25 protein-coding genes are annotated in these 22111 nt (G+C 75.4%); 11 read left to right on the top strand and 14 right to left on the bottom strand.

The features are described from left to right. Positions 1-257: 257 nt before the first annotated feature. Entirely contained in the window at positions 258-584 is a 327-nt protein-coding gene (locus KIK08_RS21290; RefSeq protein ID WP_308257774.1) for an ArsR/SmtB family transcription factor, read from the top strand. Next, positions 581-988, top strand: a complete 408-nt coding sequence (locus tag KIK08_RS21295; protein ID WP_214404978.1) for an SRPBCC family protein — start codon at positions 581-583, stop codon at positions 986-988. The genes KIK08_RS21290 and KIK08_RS21295 overlap by 4 nt, the downstream gene beginning before the upstream one ends. A gap of 83 nt (positions 989-1071) precedes the next feature. Here the strand turns inward: KIK08_RS21295 and KIK08_RS41820 are convergent, their stop codons facing one another. Next, complete coding sequence (locus tag KIK08_RS41820) at positions 1072-2259, bottom strand: PDZ domain-containing protein (RefSeq protein WP_214404979.1); 1188 nt, start codon at positions 2257-2259, stop codon at positions 1072-1074. Positions 2260-2358: 99 nt separating this feature from the next. Further along, positions 2359-3387, bottom strand: coding sequence for a Glu/Leu/Phe/Val dehydrogenase dimerization domain-containing protein (locus KIK08_RS21305; RefSeq protein ID WP_308257775.1), 1029 nt, complete (start codon positions 3385-3387; stop codon positions 2359-2361). An 80-nt stretch (positions 3388-3467) separates the two neighbouring features. Between KIK08_RS21305 and KIK08_RS21310 the strand changes: the two genes are divergently transcribed. Further along, the gene (locus tag KIK08_RS21310) at positions 3468-3920 is read left to right on the top strand and encodes an Lrp/AsnC family transcriptional regulator (protein ID WP_214404980.1); all 453 of its coding nucleotides are present in this window, start codon (positions 3468-3470) and stop codon (positions 3918-3920) included. Here the strand turns inward: KIK08_RS21310 and KIK08_RS41825 are convergent. Genes KIK08_RS41825 through KIK08_RS21325 form a run of 3 tightly spaced genes read right to left on the bottom strand, consistent with a single transcriptional unit; the run spans position 3917 to position 8301 of the window. Then, positions 3917-6781, bottom strand: a complete 2865-nt coding sequence (locus tag KIK08_RS41825; RefSeq protein ID WP_214404981.1) for a tetratricopeptide repeat protein — start codon at positions 6779-6781, stop codon at positions 3917-3919. The two genes, KIK08_RS21310 and KIK08_RS41825, sit on opposite strands and share 4 nt — an antisense overlap. 24 nt (positions 6782-6805) lie before the next feature. Continuing rightward, on the bottom strand, positions 6806-7720 hold the full coding sequence (locus KIK08_RS21320) for a GlxA family transcriptional regulator (protein WP_214404982.1): 915 nt from the start codon (positions 7718-7720) through the stop codon (positions 6806-6808). Next, positions 7717-8301 (bottom strand): cysteine hydrolase family protein, encoded by a 585-nt coding sequence (locus KIK08_RS21325; protein ID WP_214404983.1) that lies wholly within the window; start codon positions 8299-8301, stop codon positions 7717-7719. Before KIK08_RS21325 ends, KIK08_RS21320 begins: the two co-directional genes overlap by 4 nt. Positions 8302-8422: 121 nt before the next feature. Between KIK08_RS21325 and KIK08_RS41365 the strand changes: the two genes are divergently transcribed. Next, positions 8423-8788, top strand: a complete 366-nt coding sequence (locus KIK08_RS41365) for a nuclear transport factor 2 family protein (protein ID WP_308257776.1) — start codon at positions 8423-8425, stop codon at positions 8786-8788. A 19-nt stretch (positions 8789-8807) separates the two neighbouring features. Here KIK08_RS41365 and KIK08_RS21335 read toward each other — a convergent pair whose 3' ends face one another. Next, a complete protein-coding gene (locus KIK08_RS21335) occupies positions 8808-9395 on the bottom strand; it encodes a TetR/AcrR family transcriptional regulator (RefSeq protein ID WP_214404985.1) in 588 nt (195 codons plus the stop codon). 60 nt (positions 9396-9455) lie between these two features. On the opposite strand from KIK08_RS21335, the gene KIK08_RS21340 reads away from it, so the two are divergent. Next, positions 9456-10295, top strand: coding sequence for an SDR family NAD(P)-dependent oxidoreductase (locus tag KIK08_RS21340; RefSeq protein ID WP_214404986.1), 840 nt, complete (start codon positions 9456-9458; stop codon positions 10293-10295). A 155-nt stretch (positions 10296-10450) separates the two neighbouring features. Here the strand turns inward: KIK08_RS21340 and KIK08_RS21345 are convergent, their stop codons facing one another. Further along, entirely contained in the window at positions 10451-11071 is a 621-nt protein-coding gene (locus KIK08_RS21345) for a TetR/AcrR family transcriptional regulator (RefSeq protein ID WP_214404987.1), read from the bottom strand. 96 nt (positions 11072-11167) lie between these two features. Here KIK08_RS21345 and KIK08_RS21350 point away from each other — a divergent pair, with 96 nt between their 5' ends. Both KIK08_RS21350 and KIK08_RS21355 read left to right on the top strand, forming a co-directional pair. Then, positions 11168-11692 carry a PH domain-containing protein gene (locus tag KIK08_RS21350; protein ID WP_214404988.1) on the top strand — a complete coding sequence of 175 codons (525 nt, stop codon included), beginning with the start codon at positions 11168-11170 and terminating at the stop codon, positions 11690-11692. A gap of 53 nt (positions 11693-11745) precedes the next feature. Continuing rightward, the gene (locus KIK08_RS21355) at positions 11746-13188 is read left to right on the top strand and encodes a PH domain-containing protein (RefSeq protein ID WP_214405003.1); all 1443 of its coding nucleotides are present in this window, start codon (positions 11746-11748) and stop codon (positions 13186-13188) included. Positions 13189-13281: 93 nt separating this feature from the next. Here the strand turns inward: KIK08_RS21355 and KIK08_RS21360 are convergent, their stop codons facing one another. Then, the gene (locus tag KIK08_RS21360) at positions 13282-13836 is read right to left on the bottom strand and encodes a TetR family transcriptional regulator (protein ID WP_308257777.1); all 555 of its coding nucleotides are present in this window, start codon (positions 13834-13836) and stop codon (positions 13282-13284) included. A 219-nt stretch (positions 13837-14055) separates the two neighbouring features. Here KIK08_RS21360 and KIK08_RS21365 point away from each other — a divergent pair, with 219 nt between their 5' ends. Beyond that, complete coding sequence (locus tag KIK08_RS21365; protein ID WP_214404990.1) at positions 14056-14268, top strand: hypothetical protein; 213 nt, start codon at positions 14056-14058, stop codon at positions 14266-14268. 16 nt (positions 14269-14284) lie between these two features. On the opposite strand, the gene KIK08_RS21370 is transcribed toward KIK08_RS21365, so the two are convergent. Further along, on the bottom strand, positions 14285-14437 hold the full coding sequence (locus KIK08_RS21370) for a hypothetical protein (RefSeq protein ID WP_214404991.1): 153 nt from the start codon (positions 14435-14437) through the stop codon (positions 14285-14287). A 315-nt stretch (positions 14438-14752) separates the two neighbouring features. Continuing rightward, on the bottom strand, positions 14753-15493 hold the full coding sequence (locus KIK08_RS21375) for an HAD-IIA family hydrolase (protein WP_214405004.1): 741 nt from the start codon (positions 15491-15493) through the stop codon (positions 14753-14755). 189 nt (positions 15494-15682) lie between these two features. Here KIK08_RS21375 and KIK08_RS21380 point away from each other — a divergent pair, with 189 nt between their 5' ends. The 3 genes from KIK08_RS21380 to KIK08_RS21390 are packed head-to-tail and all read left to right on the top strand — an operon-like array spanning position 15683 to position 18031. Further along, positions 15683-16882 (top strand): cytochrome P450 family protein, encoded by a 1200-nt coding sequence (locus KIK08_RS21380; protein WP_214404992.1) that lies wholly within the window; start codon positions 15683-15685, stop codon positions 16880-16882. 22 nt (positions 16883-16904) lie between these two features. Continuing rightward, positions 16905-17333: a YybH family protein gene (locus KIK08_RS21385; RefSeq protein WP_214404993.1), complete on the top strand. Its 429-nt coding sequence runs from the start codon at positions 16905-16907 to the stop codon at positions 17331-17333. After that, the gene (locus KIK08_RS21390) at positions 17330-18031 is read left to right on the top strand and encodes an alpha/beta fold hydrolase (RefSeq protein WP_214404994.1); all 702 of its coding nucleotides are present in this window, start codon (positions 17330-17332) and stop codon (positions 18029-18031) included. Before KIK08_RS21385 ends, KIK08_RS21390 begins: the two co-directional genes overlap by 4 nt. A gap of 13 nt (positions 18032-18044) precedes the next feature. On the opposite strand, the gene KIK08_RS21395 is transcribed toward KIK08_RS21390, so the two are convergent. From KIK08_RS21395 to KIK08_RS21410, 4 genes are all read right to left on the bottom strand, one after another. Next, entirely contained in the window at positions 18045-18863 is an 819-nt protein-coding gene (locus KIK08_RS21395) for an Fpg/Nei family DNA glycosylase (RefSeq protein ID WP_214404995.1), read from the bottom strand. Between the two features lie 143 nt (positions 18864-19006). Then, on the bottom strand, positions 19007-19480 hold the full coding sequence (locus KIK08_RS21400) for a ribose-5-phosphate isomerase (protein WP_214404996.1): 474 nt from the start codon (positions 19478-19480) through the stop codon (positions 19007-19009). Positions 19481-19612: 132 nt separating this feature from the next. Next, positions 19613-20176, bottom strand: a complete 564-nt coding sequence (locus tag KIK08_RS21405) for a DUF937 domain-containing protein (RefSeq protein ID WP_214404997.1) — start codon at positions 20174-20176, stop codon at positions 19613-19615. A 104-nt stretch (positions 20177-20280) separates the two neighbouring features. After that, positions 20281-21636 (bottom strand): AI-2E family transporter, encoded by a 1356-nt coding sequence (locus KIK08_RS21410; protein ID WP_214404998.1) that lies wholly within the window; start codon positions 21634-21636, stop codon positions 20281-20283. Positions 21637-22111: the final 475 nt, after the last annotated feature.

Raw genomic sequence — 22111 nt, forward strand, 5'->3', positions numbered from 1 at the left:
GCGTCAAGGACCTCCGGCCGCTGCGCGGGCGCCCTGACGGGCGCTCCTTGACCCCGCCGCCTACCTCGACGCGCCCAGAACCCGGCGGAGAACCCCCAGAACAAAGATCAACAGCAAGAACAGGGGGGTTGACCGGCCCCGCTCCTTCAGGGATGACAGTTCAGGAACGTGGCTTTCCTGAACCTGGACGGGCAGGGCAGCGGCGGACGTGTCGGGAAGAGTTGACATGTCGGAAGTCTCCGACATAAAGTCCCGTGGTGTCCGACGACGCGGTGTTCCTGGCCCTGGCCAACCCGGTCCGCAGGCGACTGCTCGAACTGCTCGCCGACGGCCCCCGCACCGCGGGCGACCTTGCGGCCCAGTTCGAGCTGAGCCGCCCGGCCGTCGCCGAGCACCTGCAGGTGCTGCGGCGCGCCCGGCTCGTGCGCGACGAGCCCGTCGGGCGCCGGCGCCACTACCACCTGGCCACCGAGCCGCTCGCCCAGGTCAGCGATTGGCTGCACCCGTTCGAACGTTTCTGGCGCGAGCGCCTGCGCTCGTTCGCCGACGTCGTCGAATCCGTCCCCGAGGAGGACCCGTCATGACCGCCGCCCGCACCACGTCCGTCACCGTCGACCAGTTCGTCGCCGCCGCGCCCGAGAAGGTCTGGCGCGGCCTCACCGATCCCGAGGTGCACGCCCGCTGGTGGGCGCCCGGCGACATCGCCGCCGTCGTCGGGCACCGGTTCCACCTGCGGATGCCGAAGTGGGGACCGATCGCCTGCGAGGTGCTGGAGGTGGTGGAGAACGAGCGGTTCGTCTACACGTTCAACGAGACCTGGACCCTGACCTGGACGCTGGTCGCCGAGGGCGCCGGCACCCGGCTCCTGCTGGAGCACTCCGGCTTCGACCTGGACCGCCCCCAGGACCGCTTCGCGCTGGAGAACATGGGCCCCGGCTGGCGCACCGACGTCCTGCCCCGCCTGGCCGCCCTCGCCCCCACCCTCTGACCCCGTCGAGAACGAAGTTGCCGTCAATTTGGACCGGTCCAACCGACAACAACTTCGTTCTCGACGGTCGGAGGGTCAGGGGGTCAGAGGGTCAGGGTGGCGGTGGCCGGCTGGCGGTCGCGCATGAGGTCGAGGCGGTGGCCGGTGCCATCGGCCCAGAGGCGGATCCGCTTGCGCAGCGGCTCCACCCCCTCGACGATCTTGCCGTCGACGGCGAGCAGGACGTCGCCGGCCCGCACGTTGGCCCGTTCGGCCGGGGAGCCGGGCAGCGGGGCGGCCAACACGATCATCACGGTCAGCCCGCCCGGGTGGTCCTGGCCCGGCGGGATCGGCACGGCCTCGGCCACCACCAGGCCCGAGCGGCCCAGCACCTCCGGTGGCGCGCCGCGACCGCCGGCCCGGATCAGCGACAGCAGGCCGCCGCCGGTGGACAGCAGCCCGATCCCGCCGATCACGATCAGCCCGACCAGGTGGTTCTCCCGCACGACCTGGCCCTGACGCCACGCGGCCACCTGCTCGCCGAACGCCCGGTCCCCGGGAGCCGCGACGAACAGCTGGACGTCGCGGGCCACCCGTTCGCCGTCGTCGGTGAAGAAGTAGCCGCCGCGCGGGTAGCTGAGCCACATTCCCGCCTGCACCGGGACCGTCGTGCGGTCCATCCACGGGGTGAGCGGCAGCTCGACCCGCATGGTCGGGGTGACCCGGGAGTGACCGTCGCCGCTGGAGGAGGAGGTGATGGTGTCGCCCCACTCCGCCGTGCGATCGGGCGCGGCGGCCGAGATGCCCGGCCCGGTGACCGTCCCCGACGAGTACGCCCACAGCCCGTTGATCGCCTCGACCTCGGGGAAGTCGATGTCCAGGACCGCCGGTCCGCTCTCCTCGCGGAAGACGACCACGGCGTCGGTCCCCACCGGCACGTGCGGGCCGTGGGCCAGCCGGCTGAGCTCGGCGGGGGCGCCCTCCGGCGCGCTCGGCGCCGGCAGGAACGCCGGGATGCCCGAGCCCAGCGCCAGCGCCAGGAACGGCAGCCCGAGCTGCAGCGCCGTCCCGCCCGGCGGGTAGCGCAACGACTTCATCACCAGCCACACGAGCACCGTGGCGACCACCGGCAGCGCCACCACCCACAGCGGCAGCACCAGCGGCGTCGCGCCGAACAGGGAGGGGATGAAGCGCATCAGCCACGCCGCCGCGGCGATGGGCACCCCGACGAGCAGCGCGGAGGCGAGGTTGACGTAGGACTCCTGGACCGTGCGTCGTGTGCTCGTGGTCACGGGACCTCCCCGGTGGCCGGCGTCCCCCCGTCCCCCGACGGCCCCGGCTGCGCCCGCTACACGGCTTCCGCCCCCATCCAGTTCACCGGCATCCCGCAATTACGCCGTCCGCCGACGGACCAGGTCGGCGACTGCGGCGGACGGCGTAGACCCGGTGCGGGCCGCCGCGGTGAGGACCTCCCGGACGGTGTCGCCGATGGCGTCGACCCGCTTCATCGCCTCCTCGTGCCCGACCTGCGCCGTCTCGCGCAGCACGACGTACACCGCGCCGCCACCGTTGACGACGACGTCCGGCGCCCAGGTGATCCCGCGCTCGACGAGCAGGTCGCCGACCGAGGGGTCGGCGAGCTGGTTGTTCGCCGGGCCGACGACCGCCCGGCAGCGCAGCCGGGCGACGACCTCGCGGGTGAGCAGGTGCCCGAGCGAGGCCGGCACCAGCACGTCCACGTCCAGGTCGAGCAGGGAGTCCGGGTCCGTCGTGGCGACCCCGGGGACGTGCCGGGTCGGGTCGACGTCGGCGGCGGTGACGACGGCGCCGCGCTCGACGAGCCGGCGCGCCACCCGCCCACCGACCTGGCCGAGCCCGTGCACGGCGAACCGCAGCCCGGTCGGGTCCGCGGTGCCGAACACGACCTCGCAGGTGGCCCCGATCGCCGCCAGGACCCCGGCCGCGGTGGGCGCGGCCGGTTCCCCCACACCCCCGGACTCGGTCGGCAGGCCCATGACCCGCCCGGTCCGCTCGGCGATGGTCAGCAGGTCCGGAGCGGTCGTGCCGACGTCCTCGCCGATGAAGTACCGGCCGCCCAGGTCCTCGACGGCGTCGCCGACGTCCAGGAACAGCGCGCGGCGGCGGTCGGCGTCCAGGCGCAGGCCGGGCGGCAGCGGCAGCACGGTCTTGCCGCCCCCGCGCGGCAGGCCCGCGACGGCGCACTTGACGGTCATCGCGGCCGAGAGGTCGAGGGCGTCGGCGAGCCCGGCGCGCCAGTCGGGGTAGGTCCACAGCCGGCAGCCGCCGACGGCCGGGCCGGCGGCCGTCGAGTGCACGGCGACGACGATCGGCAGGCCCGACCGCCCTCCGCGCCGGATGAGCACCTGCTCGTGGTCGAATCCGTTCAACTGGTCGGTCACGGGGACAAGCAAAGCGCTGGTGCGCGGCCCGCGGTCGGCGATCCGAACGCATGGCCGGAACCGGGGCAGTATCGGCGGGCGTGGACGAACTTGATTCGGCGATCCTGGCCGAGCTGCAGTCGGATGCGCGCCAGACCAACCGGGAGCTCGCCCGCCGGCTCGGCGTGGCCGCGTCGACCTGCCTGCAGCGGGTGCGCTCGCTGGTGCGCCGCGGGGTGATCCGCGGCTTCCGCGCCGAGGTCGACCTGCTTGCGCTCAACCGCGGCGTGCAGGCCATGGTCGCGGTGACCGTGCGGCCGCTGCAGCGCCGGGTCATCGACGAGTTCAAGGCGGCCGCGGCGGGGATGCCCGAGGTGCTGTCGGTGTTCGTGCTCGCCGGCAACGACGACTTCCTGGTGCACGTCGCCGTGCCGAGCCTGGACCACCTGCACGGGTTCCTGGTCGACCGGCTCAGCCAGCGCCGGGAGGTGGTCAGCTTCCGGACGTCGGTCGTCTACCAGCAGGTGCACAACACCGTGCTCGCGCCGCTCTAACCGCGGCTCTCCAGCGCGGAGGTCAGCACGGCCACGGCCCGGTCGACGGCGACCCCCGTCGACCGGTGCAGCTCGTCCAGCTCGTCGAGCGCATCGCGCAGGCCCGCCGGTCGGCGGGTGGCCGCGGCACCCGCCCGCGCCCACCGCTCGGCGGCGTCCGCGTCGCCGAGCGCGGCGTGGAACACGCACCGGTTGAGGTCGTGCCAGGCGTCGCGGGGCAGCACGACGACCGGGCCCTCGGCGTCGAGCGCGCGCCGCAGCCGCTCCCGCGCGGCCCCGGCCTCGCCCCTCCCGTGCAGCAGCAGCGCAGCCCGGTAGTGGGCCCGCCCGCTGGCGGTGTCCACCTCGGCGCAGTGGTCGAGGTCGGCCAACGCGCGGTCGACCTCGCCGATCGCTCCTCGGCAGAGCGCGCGTTCCACCAGCGCCGCGACGTGGTGCGGGGACAGGTGCAGGGCCCGTTCGGCGTCGGCGAGGGCCTCGTCGGGACGACCGAGCGAGCGATGGACGCCCGCGCGGGTGGCCAGCCCCCACACGTACCCGGGGTTCAGCGCGACGGCGCGGTCGAGGTCGGTCAGGGCCGCGCCGGTGTCGCCGAGGCGGAGGTGCACCTGCGCCCGGGTGCCGTGCGCCCACGCGTAGTCGGGGTTCAGGGCGATGGCACGGTCGAGGTCGGCCAGCGCCTCGGCGGGCCGCAGGAGACCGTGGTGGGCCTCGCCGCGGCTGCCGTACGCCCACCCGTAGTCCGGATCGAGTGCGATGGCGGTGGTGAGGTCGTCCACCGCGGCCCGCGGGTCGCCGCGCAGCCGGTGGGTCTCGCCGCGCTCGCCGATCACCTGGGCCGCCGAGGGCGCCACCTCCACGGCCGCGTCCAGGTCGGCCATCGCGGCGTCGAACCGGTCGAGCCTGCGCAGCACCATCGCCCGGCGCATGAGCGCCCAGCTGTAGCCGGCGGACAGCGCCACCGCCTTGTCGAGGTCGGCCAGCGCCTCCGCGGTGCGCCCCAGCGCCCGCTTGCACTCGCCCCGGCTGGCCAGCAGCGACGGCGCGTCCGGGGTGATCGCCAGCGCCCGGTCGAAGTCGACGACCGCGGCCTCGTGCCGGCGGGCCCGCCGGTGCAGGTCGCCGCGCCGGCCGAGGACCGCCGCGTTGGCCGGGGCCAGCGCGACGGCCCGGTCGAGGTCGACGAGCGCGGGCCCGGTCTCGCCCCGCACGCGCCGCAGGTCGCCGCGCTCGGCCAGCGCGAGCGCCCGCGCGTCCGCGCCGAGCGCCGGGCTGTGCGCGAGCTCGGTGAGCAGCTCCAGCAGGTCGTCGTCGGTGCGGGAGGACGCCAGCGCCTCCACCTCGGTCGCGCGCGCCGCGAGGTCGGTCAGGTCGGCGTCGGCCGCGGCGTCGGTGAGCGCCCGCGCCCAGCTCGACGCCAGCTCCGGGCGCCCCACCAGCGCCCCGAGCAGCCCCTCCAGCAGCACGCCCGCCGCACGGCCCGGCTCGGCGCACGCCCGGTGGTAGGCCTGCTCGACCGCGGCCAACTGCCAGCGGCGGTCGCGCGGCGCCTCCACCGCGGGCAGCCCGAGACCCGCGCAGCGGGCCGCGTAGTGCTCGGCGAGGGCGAGGTGCCGGCGACGCCACTCGACCGGCGCCGTCGTCCGCACGTGGCGCAGCATCGCCCGCCGGGCCATCCCGTGGTAGCGCACGCCGTCGCCGCGCTGCTTGACGAACGCCCGCGACCGCAGCACCGCGAAGTCCTCGGTGGCCCGCTCCGGCTGCCCGGTCGCGGCGGCGAACACGTCGGCGTCCAGCGTCCGGGGCAGCGCGGCGTGCAGGGCCACCGCGCGCCGGCGCGCGTCGGGCTCCCAGCGCAGGAACCGGTTGACCACCTCGTCGGTCGGGTCGCCCAGGTCGTCGACGCCCTCGGGGCGGCCCTGCGCGTAGGCGGTCAGCAGCAGCGGCAGCCCCTCCGACCGGTCGACGACCGCCCGCACGACCTCCTCGTCGCGCAGCCCGCGCCCGGCCAGCAGCTCGCGGGCCTCCTCGTCGGTGAACCGGGGCACCGCCACCACGACCCGCCCGCCCAGGTAGTCGGCCCACCGGCCGGCGTCCAGCGACCGCTGCCCCGCGATCACCACCACCGTCGAGGCCGGGACGTCGCCGTGCGCGCCGCCGAGCACGTCGAGCAGCCAGCCCTCCAGGAACGCGGCGGTGTACTCGAAGGCGTCGAACAGCAGCACCACCGGCGCGCGCTCCGCGGCGCCGCGCAGATCCGCCAGGAAGGCCCTGGTCAGGGCCCGCTCCGGGGTCCACATCAGCTCGACCTCGGCGTCGCTGCGCAGCTTGCGGCGCAGGTAGGCCTGGAAGCGGTCGGCCTCGCGGGCCACCGCGTCGGGGTCGAGGGCCTCGACCGCGATCCCGGCCCCCGGGATCTCCCCCGCCAGCTTCAGCCCGATCCCCACGACCCCCGCCAGCAGGCCGGACGGGCGCGGCGGCGCGTTCGGGTCGGACTCCAGCTCGCGCTGGCGCTGCTGGTAGGACGACAGCGCCCGGCGGAACGCCCGGCAGCGCACCCCCTGCCCCCGCAGGTCCTCGGCCAGCGCGGTCAGGCAGGAGACGACGTCGGGCGCCGACTCGTCGGCGAGACCGGTGAGCTGCTCGCGCTCGCGGGCGACCCGGACGAACTCGGCCAGCAGCGTCGACTTGCCGACGCCCGCGTCGCCGACGACCTCGACGAGGAACCGGCGCCCGGGGTCGTCGATGCCGAGGTCGAGGTTGTCCCCGAAGGCGGCGAGCAGGTCGCGGCGCCCGACGAACCCGCCCCGCCGGCGGGCCCGCACCAGGTCCTGCAGGCTGCGCGGCGGGTCGTCGGTCACCCGGTCGAGCGTAGGGACGCCCGGTCAGGACGCGCCCCCGGCCCGGGCCCGCAGGCGCCGCAGCATGCGGGCGTCGTCGAAGCCGGTGGCGCGGGCCGCGGCCTCGACCGTGTCGCCGTGGCCGATCAGGTGCTCGGCGCGCTCCAGGCGCAGCAGGTGCTGGTAGCGCAGCGGCGTCAGGCCGGTGGCGTCGCCGAACAGCCGGGTCAGGGTGCGTGTGCTCACCCCGCACGTCGCGGCCAGCTCGGAGAGCGGCAGCCGCTCGGCGAACCGGCCGTCGATCACGTCCTGGGCCCGGTGCACCACCTCGCTCAGGTGGGCCCGGTGCCGCAGCAGCGCGCTGGCCTGCGGCTCGCCGCCGTTGCGCCGGGCGTAGACGACCATCTCGCGGGCCACCCGGGCCGCGGTCGCGGCGCCGTGGCGGGTCGCCACCAGGTGCAGCGCCAGGTCGATCCCGCTGGCGATGCCGGCCGAGGTGACGACCCGCCCGTCGACGACGTAGAGCACGTCGCGCTGCACGCGCGCGGCCGGGTAGCGACGGGCCAGCTCGTCGACCAGCGCGTGGTGGGTGGTGCAGCGGCGCCCGGCGAGCAGGCCGGCCTGGCCGAGCGCGTACGCACCCGCGCACACGCTCGCCACCGTCCCGCCGGCGGCGTGGTGGCCGGCGATGGCCGCCCGCGTCGGCGCGGCGAGGCGGGCGTGCGGGCCGAACCGCCCCCGCCAGCCCGGCACCAGCAGCAGGTCGTCCGGGTCGAGCGCGGGCCACTCGGTGCCCGCGCGCAGCGGCACGCCCTGCGCGGTCGGGACGTCCGCCCGCTCGGCCACGTACCCCAGCTCGTAGCCGCAGCCGAGGTCGGCCGCGGTGGAGAAGACCTGGGCCGGGCCGGCCAGGTCGAGCAGGTGCAGCTGCGGCACGAGCAGGAAGACGACACGACTCACGCGCTGGTCAGCCCCGCCACCGTGCGGATCGTGGCGAACCGGCGGGCCAACGCGTACTCGGTGCGCGCCAGCACCTCCTCGACGCCCAAGGTGCGCGGGTCGGCGAGCAGCTCCTCGACGGTCCGGTCGGTCGGGGCATCGCGGTGCGGGATGGGGAAGGTGGCCGTCGCGTCGGTGACGAAGTCGACCCGGTAGCCCAGGTCGTTGGCGAGCCGGGCGGTCGTCTCGCAGCACTGCTCGGTCTGGATGCCGGTGACCACCAGCTCGCGCACGCCGCGCTCGGTGAGCAGCTGCTGCAGGTTCGTGGTGGTGAACGCGTTGCGTGAGGTCTTGGTCAGCACCGGCTCCCCCTCCCGCGCGGCGAGCCCGTCCATCAGCCGGACGTGGCCGTTGGTCGGGTCGAAGACCGTGCCGGTGCCGGGCTCGGAGTGCAGCACCCAGACGACGAGGTCGCCGCGCAGCCGCGCGGCCTCGACGAGCGCGCCGACGTCGTCGACGATATCGGGGTTCGAGACAGCCTTCCAGGTGTCCCGCTCGCGGAACGACTGCTGGACGTCGATGACGAGCAATGCCGTGGTCATGGCCCCATCCCACGCCGCGTCGGCCCCGGCGACCAGAGCGGATCAGGACGTGGACCGGACCGATCCGGTCAGCGCCGCGGAACCGGTTGCAGTGGCGGCACCGGCTTGCCATCGTCGTGGCGTGCACACCAGCGGCGCCGACCCGGTCCTCGACGACGTCGTTGCGCGCGAAAGGCGCCTGCTCGACCCCGCCGTGCGCCGCTCCCCCGACGCCGCCGGCCACCTGCTGGACCCCGACTTCCGCGAGTTCGGCGCCTTCGGCCGGGTCTGGGACCGCGACTCCGTCCTCACCGCCATGGCCGGCGAGGACGCCCCGCCGCCCGCGGTCGACGACATCGCCGCCACCCGCGTCTGCGTCGACACGGTCCTGGTCACCTACCGGGCGCGGCGCGCCGACCGCACCACGCTGCGCAGCTCGCTGTGGCGCCGCCGCGACGGCGGCGACTGGCAGCTCTACTTCCACCAGGGCACGGTCCAGCGCTCCTGACGCCTCCCCCGCCGGCGGCTCACGTCCGGCCGTCGGAGCCGCCCAGCGCGACGCGGGCCATCTCGGCGAAGACCTCCTCGATCGCCGCGGGGTCGGCCCCCACCAGCGCCGGCGTGCCGACCACCGACCGCGCCACCGAGATCCCCAGCACCAGCGCCCCGAGCAGCTCCGCCCGCAGCTGGGCGTCCGGTCCCTCGACGAGGGCGGCGAAGTCGGCCAGGAACCCCTCGCACATCTGGCGCTGCAGCTGCAGCCGCGCCTGTTCCCGCCCCGACGAGCGCAGCAGGGCCAGCAGGGGGTGGTCGGCCCCGGAGCGGCCGGCGTCGTCGAGGACGCCGCGCAGCAGCTGCAGCGGCAGGTCGGCGGCTGGCCCGTCGACGGGCTCGGCCTCGACGGTCGCGGCCTCCTCGAAGAGTGCCTGCTTGGAGCCGAAGTAGCGGAAGATCAGCGCCGGGTCGACGCCCGCGTCGGCGGCCACGTCGCGGACGCTGACGCCGTCGAAGCCGCGGGCGGCGAACCGGTGCCGGGCCGCGACCAGCAGCGCGGCGCGGGTGGCCGCGCGGTCGCGCCGGCGCCCCGGGGCCGGCAAGTCATCGCTCGTTGACATCGCTCCGAGCCTGACGCTAGCGTGGCAAGTCATCAAATGGTGACTTATCCGGGGGCGGACATGGCGCGCACGATCGTGATCACCGGCGGGACCCGGGGCATCGGGCTGGCCCTGGCCAGGGCCCGGTTGCGCCGCGGCGAGGAGGTGGTCGCGCTCGCCCGCGATCCCGGGCCGGGCCGGCGCCTGGTCGAGGAGGGCGACGGCCGCGCCCACTTCATCGCCGCCGATCTGTCCACAGTGGCCGGCACCCGCGCCGCGGCGACCGAGCTCACCGACCGCCACCCGGTGATCGACGCGCTGGTCATGGGCGCGCACGGCCTGCGCCCCGGCCGCCACGTCACCGCCGAGGGCCTGGAACTCACGTTCTCCCTGTACTACCTCAGCCGCCACGTGCTGCTGCACGCCCTGGCCGGGCCGCTGACCAGGGCCGAGCGGGCGGTGACGATCAACCTGTCCGGCGCCGGGATGAAGGCGGGCCGCATCCACTGGGACGACCCGCAGCTCACCGCCGGCTACTCGGCGACGAAGGCGAACCTGCAGGCCGGGCGGGCCAACGACCTGCTCGGGGTGGCCTTCGCCGAGCGGTACCCCGGCATCCGCACCATCGCCTACAACCCCGGCTTCGTCGACACCCGCCCCTACACCGGGATGGCGCAGCCGTGGCGCGCGCTCGCCGAGGCCGCCGCCGCGGTGGTCGCGGCCCGACCGGAGACGGCCGCGGCGGCCCTCAGCTCGCTCGTCGACGAGCCACCGGCCGAGGCGTTCAGCGCCCGGGCGCGGCGCGGCACGACCAACCGCCCGATCGACACCACCGGCCCCACCTACGACCCGGCGACCGCACGCCGCCTCGACGCCATGACGCGCGACCTGCTGGCCGGGCTCGACGCCGTCACCCGGTAGCCGAGCCACCCGCCCCCCGGTGTCTTCGCAGGGGCGGTGTGGTCGGCGCAGAGTCCACAGCACCTGCGAGGACTACGGGGACCCTGCGAAGACGGCGTCGACCCCGCCGCGCCGGGCCGGCGAGCGACGACCGGTGAACGGTCGTGGCCACCGCACTAGATCGTCACCTGCGACCGGGCGACCGTGAAGAGCCGGTCGAGGTAGTAGTCGACGGTCGCCACCGCGGCCTCGGCGGTGCGCTCGCCCAGCAGGATGGCGGTCGACTGGGAGTCGACGACCGACCAGAACACCAGGGTCTCCTGGCTCACGTCGACGCCGTCGACCACCTCCCCCGCCCGCTGCGCCTTGGCCAACTGCTCGCCGAAGTAGCCGTGCAGCGCCGGGCCGCCGGAGACGATCAGCTCGGCGATCCGCGGCTCGCGCAGCGCCCGGATGAAGTACGCGAGGCCGACCGTGTAGTCGGCGCGGCTCTCCTCGGAGATGGGCAGCACCTCCAGTGCGGCGACCCGGAAGAGCTCGCGCACTGTCGGCGGCCGGCCGGCCGCCGACAGCTGCCGCACGATCCGCTCCTCGCGGCGCCGGGCCTGGGTCTCCAGGGCGAACGCGAGCATCTCGTCCTTGCTGCGGAAGTAGTGCTGCACCGCGCCCATCGAGATCCCGGCCTCGGCCGCGACGTGGCGCAGGCTCACCGCCTCCAGGCCCTCGGCGGCGACCAGGCGCAGCACGGCGTCGGCGATCTCGCGCCGGCGCGCGTCGTGGTCGACCTTCTTCGGCACTCCCGCATCCCCTCTTCGCCATGCAACCGCATTGCAACGATCACCTGGGCGGGATACGATGCGATCGCATTGTAAACGAACTTCGGGGGACGGACCATGACCACGGGAACGGCCGACACCGCGGCACCACCCAGCAGCACCCGGCTGCGCCCACCGCGCAACGCGGTCGACCGCCGGGCCATCGGCTGGTGGACGACCAACCTGCTGCTGCTCTTCGCCGCCCCGGTGGTGGTGCTGGTCGTGCTCGGCGTCCTCATCGCGCCGGCGCGGTTCTGGCTGGTCGCGCCGGCCGTGCTCATCGCCGCCGTCGGCCTGGTCGCGGTGGCGGCGCTGCCGCGCTGGTGGTTCCGGGTGCACCGCTGGGAGGTCACCGACGCCGCCGTCTACACCCGCACGGGGTTCTTCTGGCAGGAGTGGCGGGTGGCGCCGCTGTCGCGCATCCAGACCGTCGACACCCGGCGGGGGCCGCTCGAACAGCGGTTCGGGCTGGCCACCGTGGTCGTCACGACGGCGTCGGCCAAGGGCGCGGTGACCATCCCCGGCCTCGACCACGCGCTCGCCGCGGACGTCGCCGAGCAGCTCACCGAGACCACCCAGGCCACCCCGGGGGACGCGACGTGAGCGGCGACTGGCAGCGGCTCGACCGGCGCGTGGTCCCGGTCGCCGCCCTCTTCATGGCCGGCGTGGCCGTGCTGGCCGGCGTCCCGACCACCGTCGGGATCGCCGACGGCGAGCGCTGGGGGGCGGCGCTGGCCTGGACGCTGCCCGGGGCGGCGCTGGTCATCGCGCTCGGCGTCGCCGTCGAGTGGCTGCGCCTGCGGACCACCCGCTACCGCGTCGGCCCCGACCGGGTCGAGTTGCACAGCGGCGTCCTGGTGCGCACCCGGCGCTCGCTGCAGCGCGACCGCATCCGCACCGTCGACCTCACCGCCGACCCGCTGCTGCGGGTGTTCGGGCTGGTCGCGGTGCGCATCGGCACCGGGGAGCAGGCCGCCGAGGGCACCGTCGCGCTGCGCGGGGTGCCCCGCGAGGCCGGCGACGCCCTGCGCCGCACCCTGCTCGACCGCGCGTCCGCCACCCCCACCGCCGACGGCGCGCTGGCCGCGCTCGACCCGCGCTGGATCCGCTACGCGCCGATCTCCTTCGTCGCCCCCGCGCTGGGCGTCGCCGCGTTCGGCGGCGTCATGCAGGTCGCGGACTGGTTCAACCGGACCGAAGGCGTGATCGGCCTGGCCATCGACCTGCTCTCCGGGCTGCCGCTGCTCGGCGCCATCGCCGTCCTGGCCGTCGCGGGCCTGGTGGTCGGCGTGGTCGGGGCGCTCGGGCTGTTCGTCGAGATGTGGTGGAACTACCGGCTCGACCGCGAACCCGGCGGCACCCTGCGGGTGCGGCGCGGGCTGTTCACCACCCGGTCCATCTCGATCGAGGAGGAGCGGCTGCGCGGCGTCGACGTCGTCGAGCCGCTGGGGGCGCGGCTGGCCGGCGCGGCCCGGGTCGACGCGGTCGCCACCGGGATGACGACCAAGCCGGAGGACGCCAAGTCCGCCCACAACACGCTGCTGCCGGCCGCGCCGAGGGCCGTGGCCGAGCGGGTCGCCGCCGACGTGCTGCGCGAACCGGTCTCCCCGATCGAGGCCGTGCACCTGGCCCCGCACCCGGTGGCCGCCCGCGGGCGCCGGCTGCGCTGGGCGCTGGCCGCCGTCGTCGTCGGCGAACTGCCGCTGGTGGTGCTCGGCCTGCTCCTGACCGACGTCCTGCTGCACATCGCGTGGGTCACCGCGCTGGTCGCCGTCCCGGTGGCCGTGGCGCTGGCCGTGGACGCCTACCGCAGCCTCGGGCACGGGCTGGTCGGCGACTACCTGGTCACCCGCAGCGGCTCGGTCCGCCGGTCCACGGTCGCCCTGCAGCGCCGCGGCGTCATCGGCTGGACGGTGCGCCAGTCGGTGTTCCAGCGCCGCGCCGGGCTCGCCACCGTGCTGGCGACGACGGCCGCGGGCGCCGGCGCCTACGCCATCCGCGACGTCGGCACCGGCACCGGCCTGGACGCCGCCGAGTCCGCGGTCCCCGGCCTGCTGGCCCCGTTCCTGGAACAGCAGCCCGTCACAGCCCCGGCGTAGACCGCCCTCCACGTCCCGCACACCCCCCAGCCTCACGCACATCCAGCCGCTGCGGCGCTCGGGCGGGTGCGTGGCCGTCGGCCCGCTCCATCGTCACGGCGCGAGGACGGCGACCTGGGCCCGGACGGCGGCGGTGGTGCGCTGCACGTCGTCGGTGGCCAGCAGGTCGAGCAGGCCGCCGCGCAGCGCGGCCAGCACCGCCGTGGCGCGGACGCCGGCGTCGTCGCGACCGAGGAGCTCCCCGAGCAGGGCGAGCCAGTCGCGCACGCTGTCGGCGGCGAACCCGCGCCACGGGCCGTCGGGCTCGACCAGGGAGCGCCCGTAGCCCTCGGCCCACAGCCGCAACAGGCCGCGGTGCTCGGGCTCGGCCAGCCAGTCCCACAGCCGCAGCACCGCCTCGGTCGCGTCGGCGCCGGCGGCGCGGACCTCGTCGAGCAGGGCGAGCTCCTCGGCCCTCGACCGCCCCAACAGCGCCCTGACCAGCTCCTCCTTGGACCCGAACAGGAACAGCAGCACGCGCGGGCTGCTGCCGACGGCCTCGGCCAGCGGGCGCAGGGACATGCCGGCCAGCCCGTGGGTCAGCGCGTAGCGGTAGGCGAGTTCGAGCAGCTCGGCTCGACGTGCGGAAGGGGGTGGGGTGGCCGGCACGGCGACCATCCTGCACTGACACGCGTGTTTCAGCAGGCGTACCCCACGCCGGCACGGCCGAGGGCCTGCCGGCATCCAGCGGTACGCCGTCGGCGTTTCGGCGGACCGCCTCCACAGCTCTCCGCAATCACTCGATTACACTCGGCGATCCGCAGCACACGCTGCCGGCCATCCGCAGTCGGCGTCGGGGACGGCTCGACACAGGAAGGACGCCCGATCGTGGCAGAGGATCCCTACACGGCCTGCGCCGAACAGCTCGCCCGCACCCCGGAGCTCGTCGGCCGGTTGCTCGTCGACCACTCGCCCACCGAGGACGGGTGGTGCCGTGGCCACGACGGCCACCAGGAGCGGTTCCCCTGCTCCATCCGTCGGCTGGCCGAGCTGGCCAGGGCGCACGCCACCACGACCGGGCGGCTGCGCACCCCGGCCTGACCGACCCGGGCGCGACTCAGGCCGCCGCGTCCCACTGCCACTGCTCGACCATCACCCCGCCGCAGTCCGGGCAGGGGACCTGGAAGCCGTTCGTCGCGCCGACCGCGAGCTCGGCCTCGACGGCGCACTCCGAGCAGCTCCACCAACCGGTCATCGTCGTCGTGTCCATGGCCGCGACAGTAAATGCCACCCCTGTCATTTTCCGGCCGGACACCCGCGCGGACACCTGCCGTCATCACGGCGTCACGCTGTGACCGACTGCGCTCCGTGATCGCTCCACAGCCCGTTGGCCTGCACGGACGGCACCTGTAACACCGTTCCCGCTACGGCCGAGTGGACGTGCGAGGGTAGGCGGAACGGCCGCTGGACGGTCTGGCGAAACGACCAGTGCACGGCAGCGTCGACCTTCGACCGGTGGGACTCCCCCTCCCCCCACCGGTCACCGGGTCCACGTCGGCGTGCCCGCCGACGTGGACCCGGCGTCTCACACCTCGTCGACCAGGTCGGCGATGGAGGTCACCACGCGGCTCGGGCGGTAGGGGAAGCGGTCGATGTCCTCGGCCCGCATGATCCCGGTCAGCACCAGCACCGTGCGCATCCCCGCCTCCAGGCCGGCGACCACGTCGGTGTCCATCCGGTCGCCGATCATCACCGTCGACTCCGAGTGCGCCTGCAGCCGGTTCAGCGCCGCGCGCATCATCAGCGGGTTCGGTTTGCCGACGAAGTAGGGCTCCACCCCGCTGGCCCTCGTCATCAGGGCCGCGACCGCGCCGGTGGCGGGCAGCACGCCCTCCGCGGACGGCCCGGTGGAGTCGGGGTTGGTGGCCACGAACCGGGCCCCGGCCCGGATCAGCCGGATGGCCGTGGTCACCGCGGTGAAGCTGTAGGTGCGGGTCTCGCCGAGCACCACGTAGTCGGGCGCGTTGTCGGTGAGCACGTAGCCGATGTCGTGCAGCGCCGTGGTCAACCCCGCCTCGCCGATGACGTACGCGCTGCCGCCGGGGCGCTGGTCGGCCAGGAACGCCGCGGTGGCCAGCGCCGAGGTCCAGATGGCCTCCTCCGGCACCTCGATCCCGCTGGAGCGCAGCCGGAACTGCAGGTCGCGCGGGGTGTAGATGGAGTTGTTGGTGAGGACGAGGAACGGCGTGCCCTTCTCCCGCAGCCGCGCCACGAACGCGTCCGCCCCGGGGATCATCCGGCCCTCGTGGACCAGCACCCCGTCCATGTCGGTCATCCAGCACTCGACGGGCCGCTGATCGCTCACGGCCGGCAGCGTAGGGCGCCCCGCACCCCCGCGCCCGACGGCTGCGCGTATTTCTGCACCTTCGAGAACGCTCAGAAGCACACGACCGCCGCGTCCCGGGGGGCCAGGATGGTGCCCGTGCCGCCACGGCGCGGGAGGAGCAGGAGCCGCATGACCGGAGTCATCCCCACCGATCCCTTCACCTCCACCGGGGCCACCGACCGGCACGTCATCTACGACGCGCTGGTCGGCGAGGGTCCGGTGCACCGGTTCCCGATGCCCAACGGCGTCGAGGGCTGGCTGGTCACCGGGTACGCGGCGGCGCGGGCCGCGATGGCCGACCCGGCGCTGGTGAAGGGCGGGCCCGGGCACGGGCCCTACACCGGGCAGCTGCCGCCCGACATCGCCGCGGCGATCGACCACCACCTGCTCACCCTCGACCCACCCGACCACACCCGGCTGCGCACGCTGGTCTCCGCGGCGTTCACCCGGCGCCGTTGCGAGCTGATGGGCCCGCGGGTCCAGGAGCTCACCGACGAACTGATCGCCGGGTTCGCCGACGCCGACGAGGTCGACCTGGTCTCCGCGTTCGCCTACCCGCTGCCGATCTCGGTGATCTGCGAGCTGCTCGGGATCCCCGACCCCGACCGCGACGCCTTCCGCGCCTGGACCGGCCCCCTGGTCGTCGGCGGGATGGCCGGCTTCGAGGCGTACTCGCGCGCGGCCGTCGGGCTCGTCGGGTACCTGCGCGAGCTGCTGGAGCGCAAGCGCCGCGAACCCGCCGACGACCTGCTGTCCGCGCTCGTCGCCGTCCGCGACGGCGGCGACGGGCTCACCGAGGACGAGCTGACCTCGATGGTCTTCCTGCTGCTCGTCGCGGGCCACGAGACGACGGTCAACCTGATCGCCAACGGGATGCTGGCGCTGCTCGACCACCCCCGGCAGCTGGCCGACCTGCGGGCGCACCCCGAGCGCACCGCGCGGGCCGTGGAGGAGCTGCTGCGCTACGACCCGCCGCTGCAGTCGACGATCCCGATGATCAGCGCGACCGCCACCGAGATCGCCGGCACCCCGATCCCGGCCGGTGAGCTGGTCGTCGTCTCGACCATGGCGGCCAACCGCGACCCCGCACGCCGCCCCGGGGCCGGCTGCCTCGACCTCGCCCGCGCGGACACCGCGCACCTGTCGTTCGGCCACGGCGTGCACCACTGCCTGGGGGCGCCGCTGGCCCGCCTGGAAGGCCGCATCGCGCTGCGCGCGCTCGTCACCCGCTTCCCCGGCATGCGCCTGGCCGTGCCGACCGACGAGCTCACCCGGCCGCCGGGACTGCTGATGAACGGGCTCAACGAGTTGCCGGTGCGGCTGCGCTGACCGGCGGAGGGGAAGGGACGACATGACCGGATCGACGACCGCGGCGGAAGAGCTGACCACCGCCCTCGACCGCGTGGCGCACGCGCTGGCCGCCATGGGCGCGGGCGACCCCGCCCCGTACACCGCGCTCTGGGCGCCCGGCCACGACGTGACCCTCTACGGGGCGTGGGGTCCCGTCGAGCGCGGGCACGAGGCCGTGACCAGCACGTTCACCTGGGTGGGCAGCCGGTTCTCCGACGGGGCCCTGGCCCCCCGCAACGACGTCGTGCACGTCGAGGGCGACCTCGCGGTCACCGTCGGAGTCGAGGAGGGCGAGGTCCGCGTGGACGGCGGCGAGAAGCGGCCGATGCGGCTGCGCGTCACCCACGTCCTGCGCCGCGTCGAGGGCCGCTGGTACCTGGTGCACCGCCACGCCGACTTCCCCCCGGCCGACCAGCGGACCCGGTCATGACGGCGTTCGTGCTGGTCCACGGCGGGTGGCACGGCGGATGGTGCTGGCGGCGGGTGGCGCCGCTGCTGCGCGAGCGCGGCCACGAGGTGCACGCGCCGACCCTGACCGGCCTCGGCGACCGCGCCCACCTGGCCGGCCCCGGCACGGGGCTGGACGCGCACGTGCGCGACGTGCTGGCCGTGCTCGACCTCGACGACCTGCACGACGTCGTGCTCGTCGGGCACAGCTCGTCCGGGGCGGTGATCACCGGCGTGGCGCAGCGGGCCGCGGGGCGCGTCCGCGAGCTCGTGCACCTCGACTCGTTCGTGCCGGGGCCGGGCGAGTCGGTGTTCGACCTGCTCGCCCCGCCCCGGCGGGAGTACTTCGAGCGGCTGGTCGACGGGGCGGGGCGGATCGTGCTCGACCCGGAGGCGGCGATGGACGGCTGGGCGGTGACCGACCCGGACGACCGGGCCTGGGTGGGTCCCCGGCTGCGGCCGCACCCGGTCGGCGGGCTCGCCGACGCGCTGCCGGACGACCCCGTGCCCGACCTGCCGCGCCGCTACGTGCACTGCACCGACAAGCCCGCGGCCGACAGCTTCGCCGGGTTCGCCGAGCGGGCCGCCGCCGACCCGGCGTGGCGCTTCGACGCGCTGGCCACCGGCCACGACGCCATGGTCACCGCGCCGGCGGAGCTGGCCGACCTGCTCTGCGACTGACCGGTCGGCAGCGTCAGGCCGCGGTGGCGGGCTGGCAGGTCGGGCACCAGAACAGGTTGCGGGCCAGGTGCTCGGAGTGCGCGATCGGCGTGCCGCAGACCAGGCAGGGCTGCCCGGTGCGGCGGTACGCGTAGACGCGGCGGGCGCGGACCGCGCCCCGGTCGGGCGGGCCCAGCCGCCTCGGGTCGTGCTCGGGGCGCAGCGTCTCGATCCTGCCGCGGCGCACGCCGTCGCGCAGCAACGCGACCAGGTCGGCCCACAGCGCGTCCCACTGCTCGCGGCGCAGCGCCCGGCCCGGCAGCAGCGGGTCGAGGCCGTGGCGGAACAGCGCCTCGGCCCGGTAGACGTTGCCCACGCCGGCGATCACGCTCTGGTCCATCAGCAGCGTCGCCAGCGGCGCCCGTGACCGGGAGATCCGCGCCCAGGCCCGGTCCGGGTCGGCGTCGCGGCGCAGCGGGTCCTCGCCCAACCGGGCGTGGATGGCCGCCGCCTCGCCGTCGGTGATCAGCTCGCAGGCCGTCGGGCCGCGCAGGTCGGCGTAGTGCGTGGGGCCGACCAGGCGCAGCCGCACCAGCCCGCGCGGCGGCTCGACCGGGTGCGGCTCGTCGGAGAACGTGCCGTACAGCCCGAGGTGCACGTGCAGGACGAGGTCGGGCCCGTAGTGGTGGAAGAGGTGCTTGCCGTGCGCCTCGGTGCGCTCCAGCACCCGGCCGTCGAGGACCTCGGCGCCGGTGGCGAACCGGCCCTGCGGGCTGCTCACGGCCGGCGCGTGGCCGCGGTAGCGGCGGCGGTGCAGCCGCGCGAGGCGGTGCAGGGTGTGGCCTTCCGGCATGTGCGTGACCCCGTTCAGGCCGGGCCGTGGCGCTCGACCAGGCCGAGCAGCCGCGACCGCCCGACCGGGTTCGCGCTGTGCACGTGGACGTCGAGGGGCCGGCGGCCGGGGTGCTCGCCGAACCAGCGCACGACGCCGCGCCCTCAGGAGCCCGGCAGCGGCGGGGGGACGCGGGTCTCCTCGTACTCGCCGAGGATCGCGATGCGGCGGGCGTGGCGGTGCTCGCCGGAGAAGTCCGTGGCCAGGAACGCCGCGATGATGTCCTCGGCCTCCTCCGGGGTGTGCATGCGGGCGCCGATCGCCACGACCTGGGCGTCGTTGTGCAGCCGCCCGAGGCGCGCGGTCTCCACGCTCCAGGCCAGCGCCGCGCGGATGCCGACGACCTTGTTGGCCGCGATCTGCTCGCCGTTGCCCGAACCGCCGATGACGATCCCCCTGCTGCCCGGGTCGGCCAGCACGGCCAGCCCGGTGGCCACGCAGAAGGCCGGGTAGTCGTCCTCGGGGTCGTAGGTCGCCGGCCCGATGTCGACGGCCTCGTGCCCGAGGCCGGCGACGTGGGTCAGCAGGTGGGACTTGAGCTCGAAACCGGCGTGGTCGGAGCCGAGGTAGACGCGCACGGCGGACGATCCTGCCCTATCGCCCCGCTGATCGGCCCGACGGGCAGCGGGTGGTCGTGGCGCACACCTGGTGGTCGCGGCGCACACGTCGGGGCATGTGCGCGGTGACCACCGGGTGTGCGCGGTGGTGGGCTACTTCCGGCCGCCGCCCAGCAGACCCCCGAGCAGGTCGCCGAGGCCACCACCGGCCCCGGCACCACCGCCCGCGCCCCCGCTGAGGACCGACCCGAGCAGCCCACCCAGCAGGTCGCCGATCCCGCCACCCGCCGCCGGGCCCGCGGCCGGGCCCGCGGCGTTCCCGCTGAGCTTGCCCGCGAGCCACGACATCACGATCGGCGCCAGGATCGGCAGCAGCTTGGCGATCAGCTCCTTGCCGCCGACGCCGCCGATCCCGCCCAGCGTCTGCACGACCTCCGCGCGCTGCGGGCCGAAGACGTGCCCGACGATCTTGTTGCCGTCGGTGGCGTCGACCTGGCGGAGGTCGACGCCACCGTCGACGAGGGCGCCATCGTGCTTGTCGACCGCGCGGGCGAACGACGAGGCGCCGCCGGGGTCGTCGGTGTTGGCCTGGATCCCGCCGAGCAGCGCGGGCACGGCCTGGCGGGCGGCCCGCTCGGCCGTCGCCTCGTCGACCCCCAGCTGGGCGGCCAGGTCGGCCATCGGGATCCGGGACAGGATCTCCTCGACTGCGCTCATGGTCCTCCGTCCTCACCGCGCCGCCGATCGGCGCAGGACACTGATCCTGGCGGACGCCGGGCCGGCCGCCACTCGACCCGCCGGGCGTCGGCGGCGCGCCGGGGTCACGTCTTCCGGGTGGCCTGCTCCCCGGTGGGGTCGTCGTCGGGCGAGCCGTGGCCGCCGGCGCCGGGGTCGACCGCGCCCATGTCGGCGTCGGGGTCGCTCGGGTCGGGGGCACCGGGGTCGGGGTCGCCGGAGGACGGGTCGCCCGGGCCGGGGCCCTCCGGACCGCGGTCGCCGCCCGGCACGGTGGCGTCGGGGCCCCGCGCGCCGGTGCGGCCGGGCATCACCTGCACGACCTCCAGCGGCGGGTCGACGGCCGGGCCCCGGCCGCCGGCCACCCGGGCGTCCACCCGCTCGCTCAGGTAGCGCAGCACCACCGCCGCCGCGGCGGCCACCGGCACCGCCAGGAAGGCGCCGGCGATGCCGTAGAGCGTGCTGCCCGCGGTGACCGCCAGCAGCACCACGACCGCGTGCAGCCCCAGGCTGCGCGACTGCAGCATCGGCTGCAGCACGTTGCCCTCCAGCTGCTGCACCAGAACGATGATCACCAGCACGATCAGCGCGGTGGTGAAGCCGTTGCTGACCAGCGCGACCAGCACGCCGAGCGCGCCGGCGATGATCGCCCCGACGATCGGGATGAAACCGCCGAGGAACGTCAGCACGGCCAGCGGGACGGCCAGCGGGACGCCGAGGAACAGCAGCCCGGCGCCGATCAGCACCGCGTCGACCAGGCTGACGACGGCCTGGGTGCGGATGAAGTCGCCGAGGGTCTTCCAGACGCGCCTGGTCACCTCGACGAGGTGCCCGCCGGTGCCCTCCCCGACCACGGCCCGCAGCCAGGGCAGGAACCGCGGCCCGTCCTTGATCAGGAAGAACGCGATGACCAGCGTGAGCAGGCCGTTGATCACCCCGTTGGCCACGGTGGAGACGCCGGTCAGCACGCCGGAGGAGATCGTGGAGATGCTCGCCTGCAGCTGCTGGGTGACGGTGTTCAGGGCGGCGTCGAGCTGGGTCTGCTGCAGGTTGAGCGGCGGCCCGGACAGCCAGTCCTGGATGGCCTGGATGCCGCCGACGGCGCTCTGCGAGATCTCGTCGATGTTGCCGGCCACCGAGACGACGATCAGCGTGATCAGCCCGGCCAGCACGAGCAGCCCGGCCAGCAGCACCACCGCCGCCGCGGCCGCGGGCGGGAACTTGTGGCGGCGCAGCCACCTCGTCGGCGGCCACAGCACGGTGGCCACGAGGGTGGCCAGCAGCAGCGGCAGCACGATCGACCACAGGCTGCCGATCAGCCAGGCCAGCATCCACAGCCCCAACGCCACCAGCGCGACCCGCAGGCTCCAGCGGGCGAGCCAGGTCACCCCCTCGCCGATGGCGTGGCCGCGCCCGCGCTGGGGGCGTTCGGTCGTGGTCACGGCAGCTCCTCGCCGATCGTCGCGTCGGGTAGTCATGGGCGCCGGGAGGTCACCCTCCCGAACGAGCACACCCTGTCAGACCGACCCGACGAACAGCCGTCGGACGCGGCTGTCGGGGCCGAGTTGTCCACAAGTGGCGAGACCGAAACACGCGCGGCTCAGCCGACCGCCGACCGGCCGAGGGTGCGGGCTTCCCGTTCGGTCCCGGATCGGGACGTGGGGTCGTCCTCGCAGGGCGGTGCGGTCCTCGCAGGGGCGGTGTGGTCTTCGCAGGGGCGGTGTGGTCTTCGCAGGGGCGGTGTGGTCTTCGCAGGCGCCGCCGACCCTGCGGAGACCACGGAGACTCTGCGAGGACAACCAGCAGGTGTGCGCGGGCGCACTCCCGGTCGAGTCGATCATGTGATCGGGCTCCTCGCAGGACCAGCGGCGTCGTCGCAGCCCGCCGGCGCGCTGCGAGTACCCAGTCAGCGCTGCG

The sequence above is a fragment of the Pseudonocardia lacus genome (assembly GCF_018531445.1).
Classification (GTDB): domain Bacteria; phylum Actinomycetota; class Actinomycetes; order Mycobacteriales; family Pseudonocardiaceae; genus Pseudonocardia; species Pseudonocardia lacus.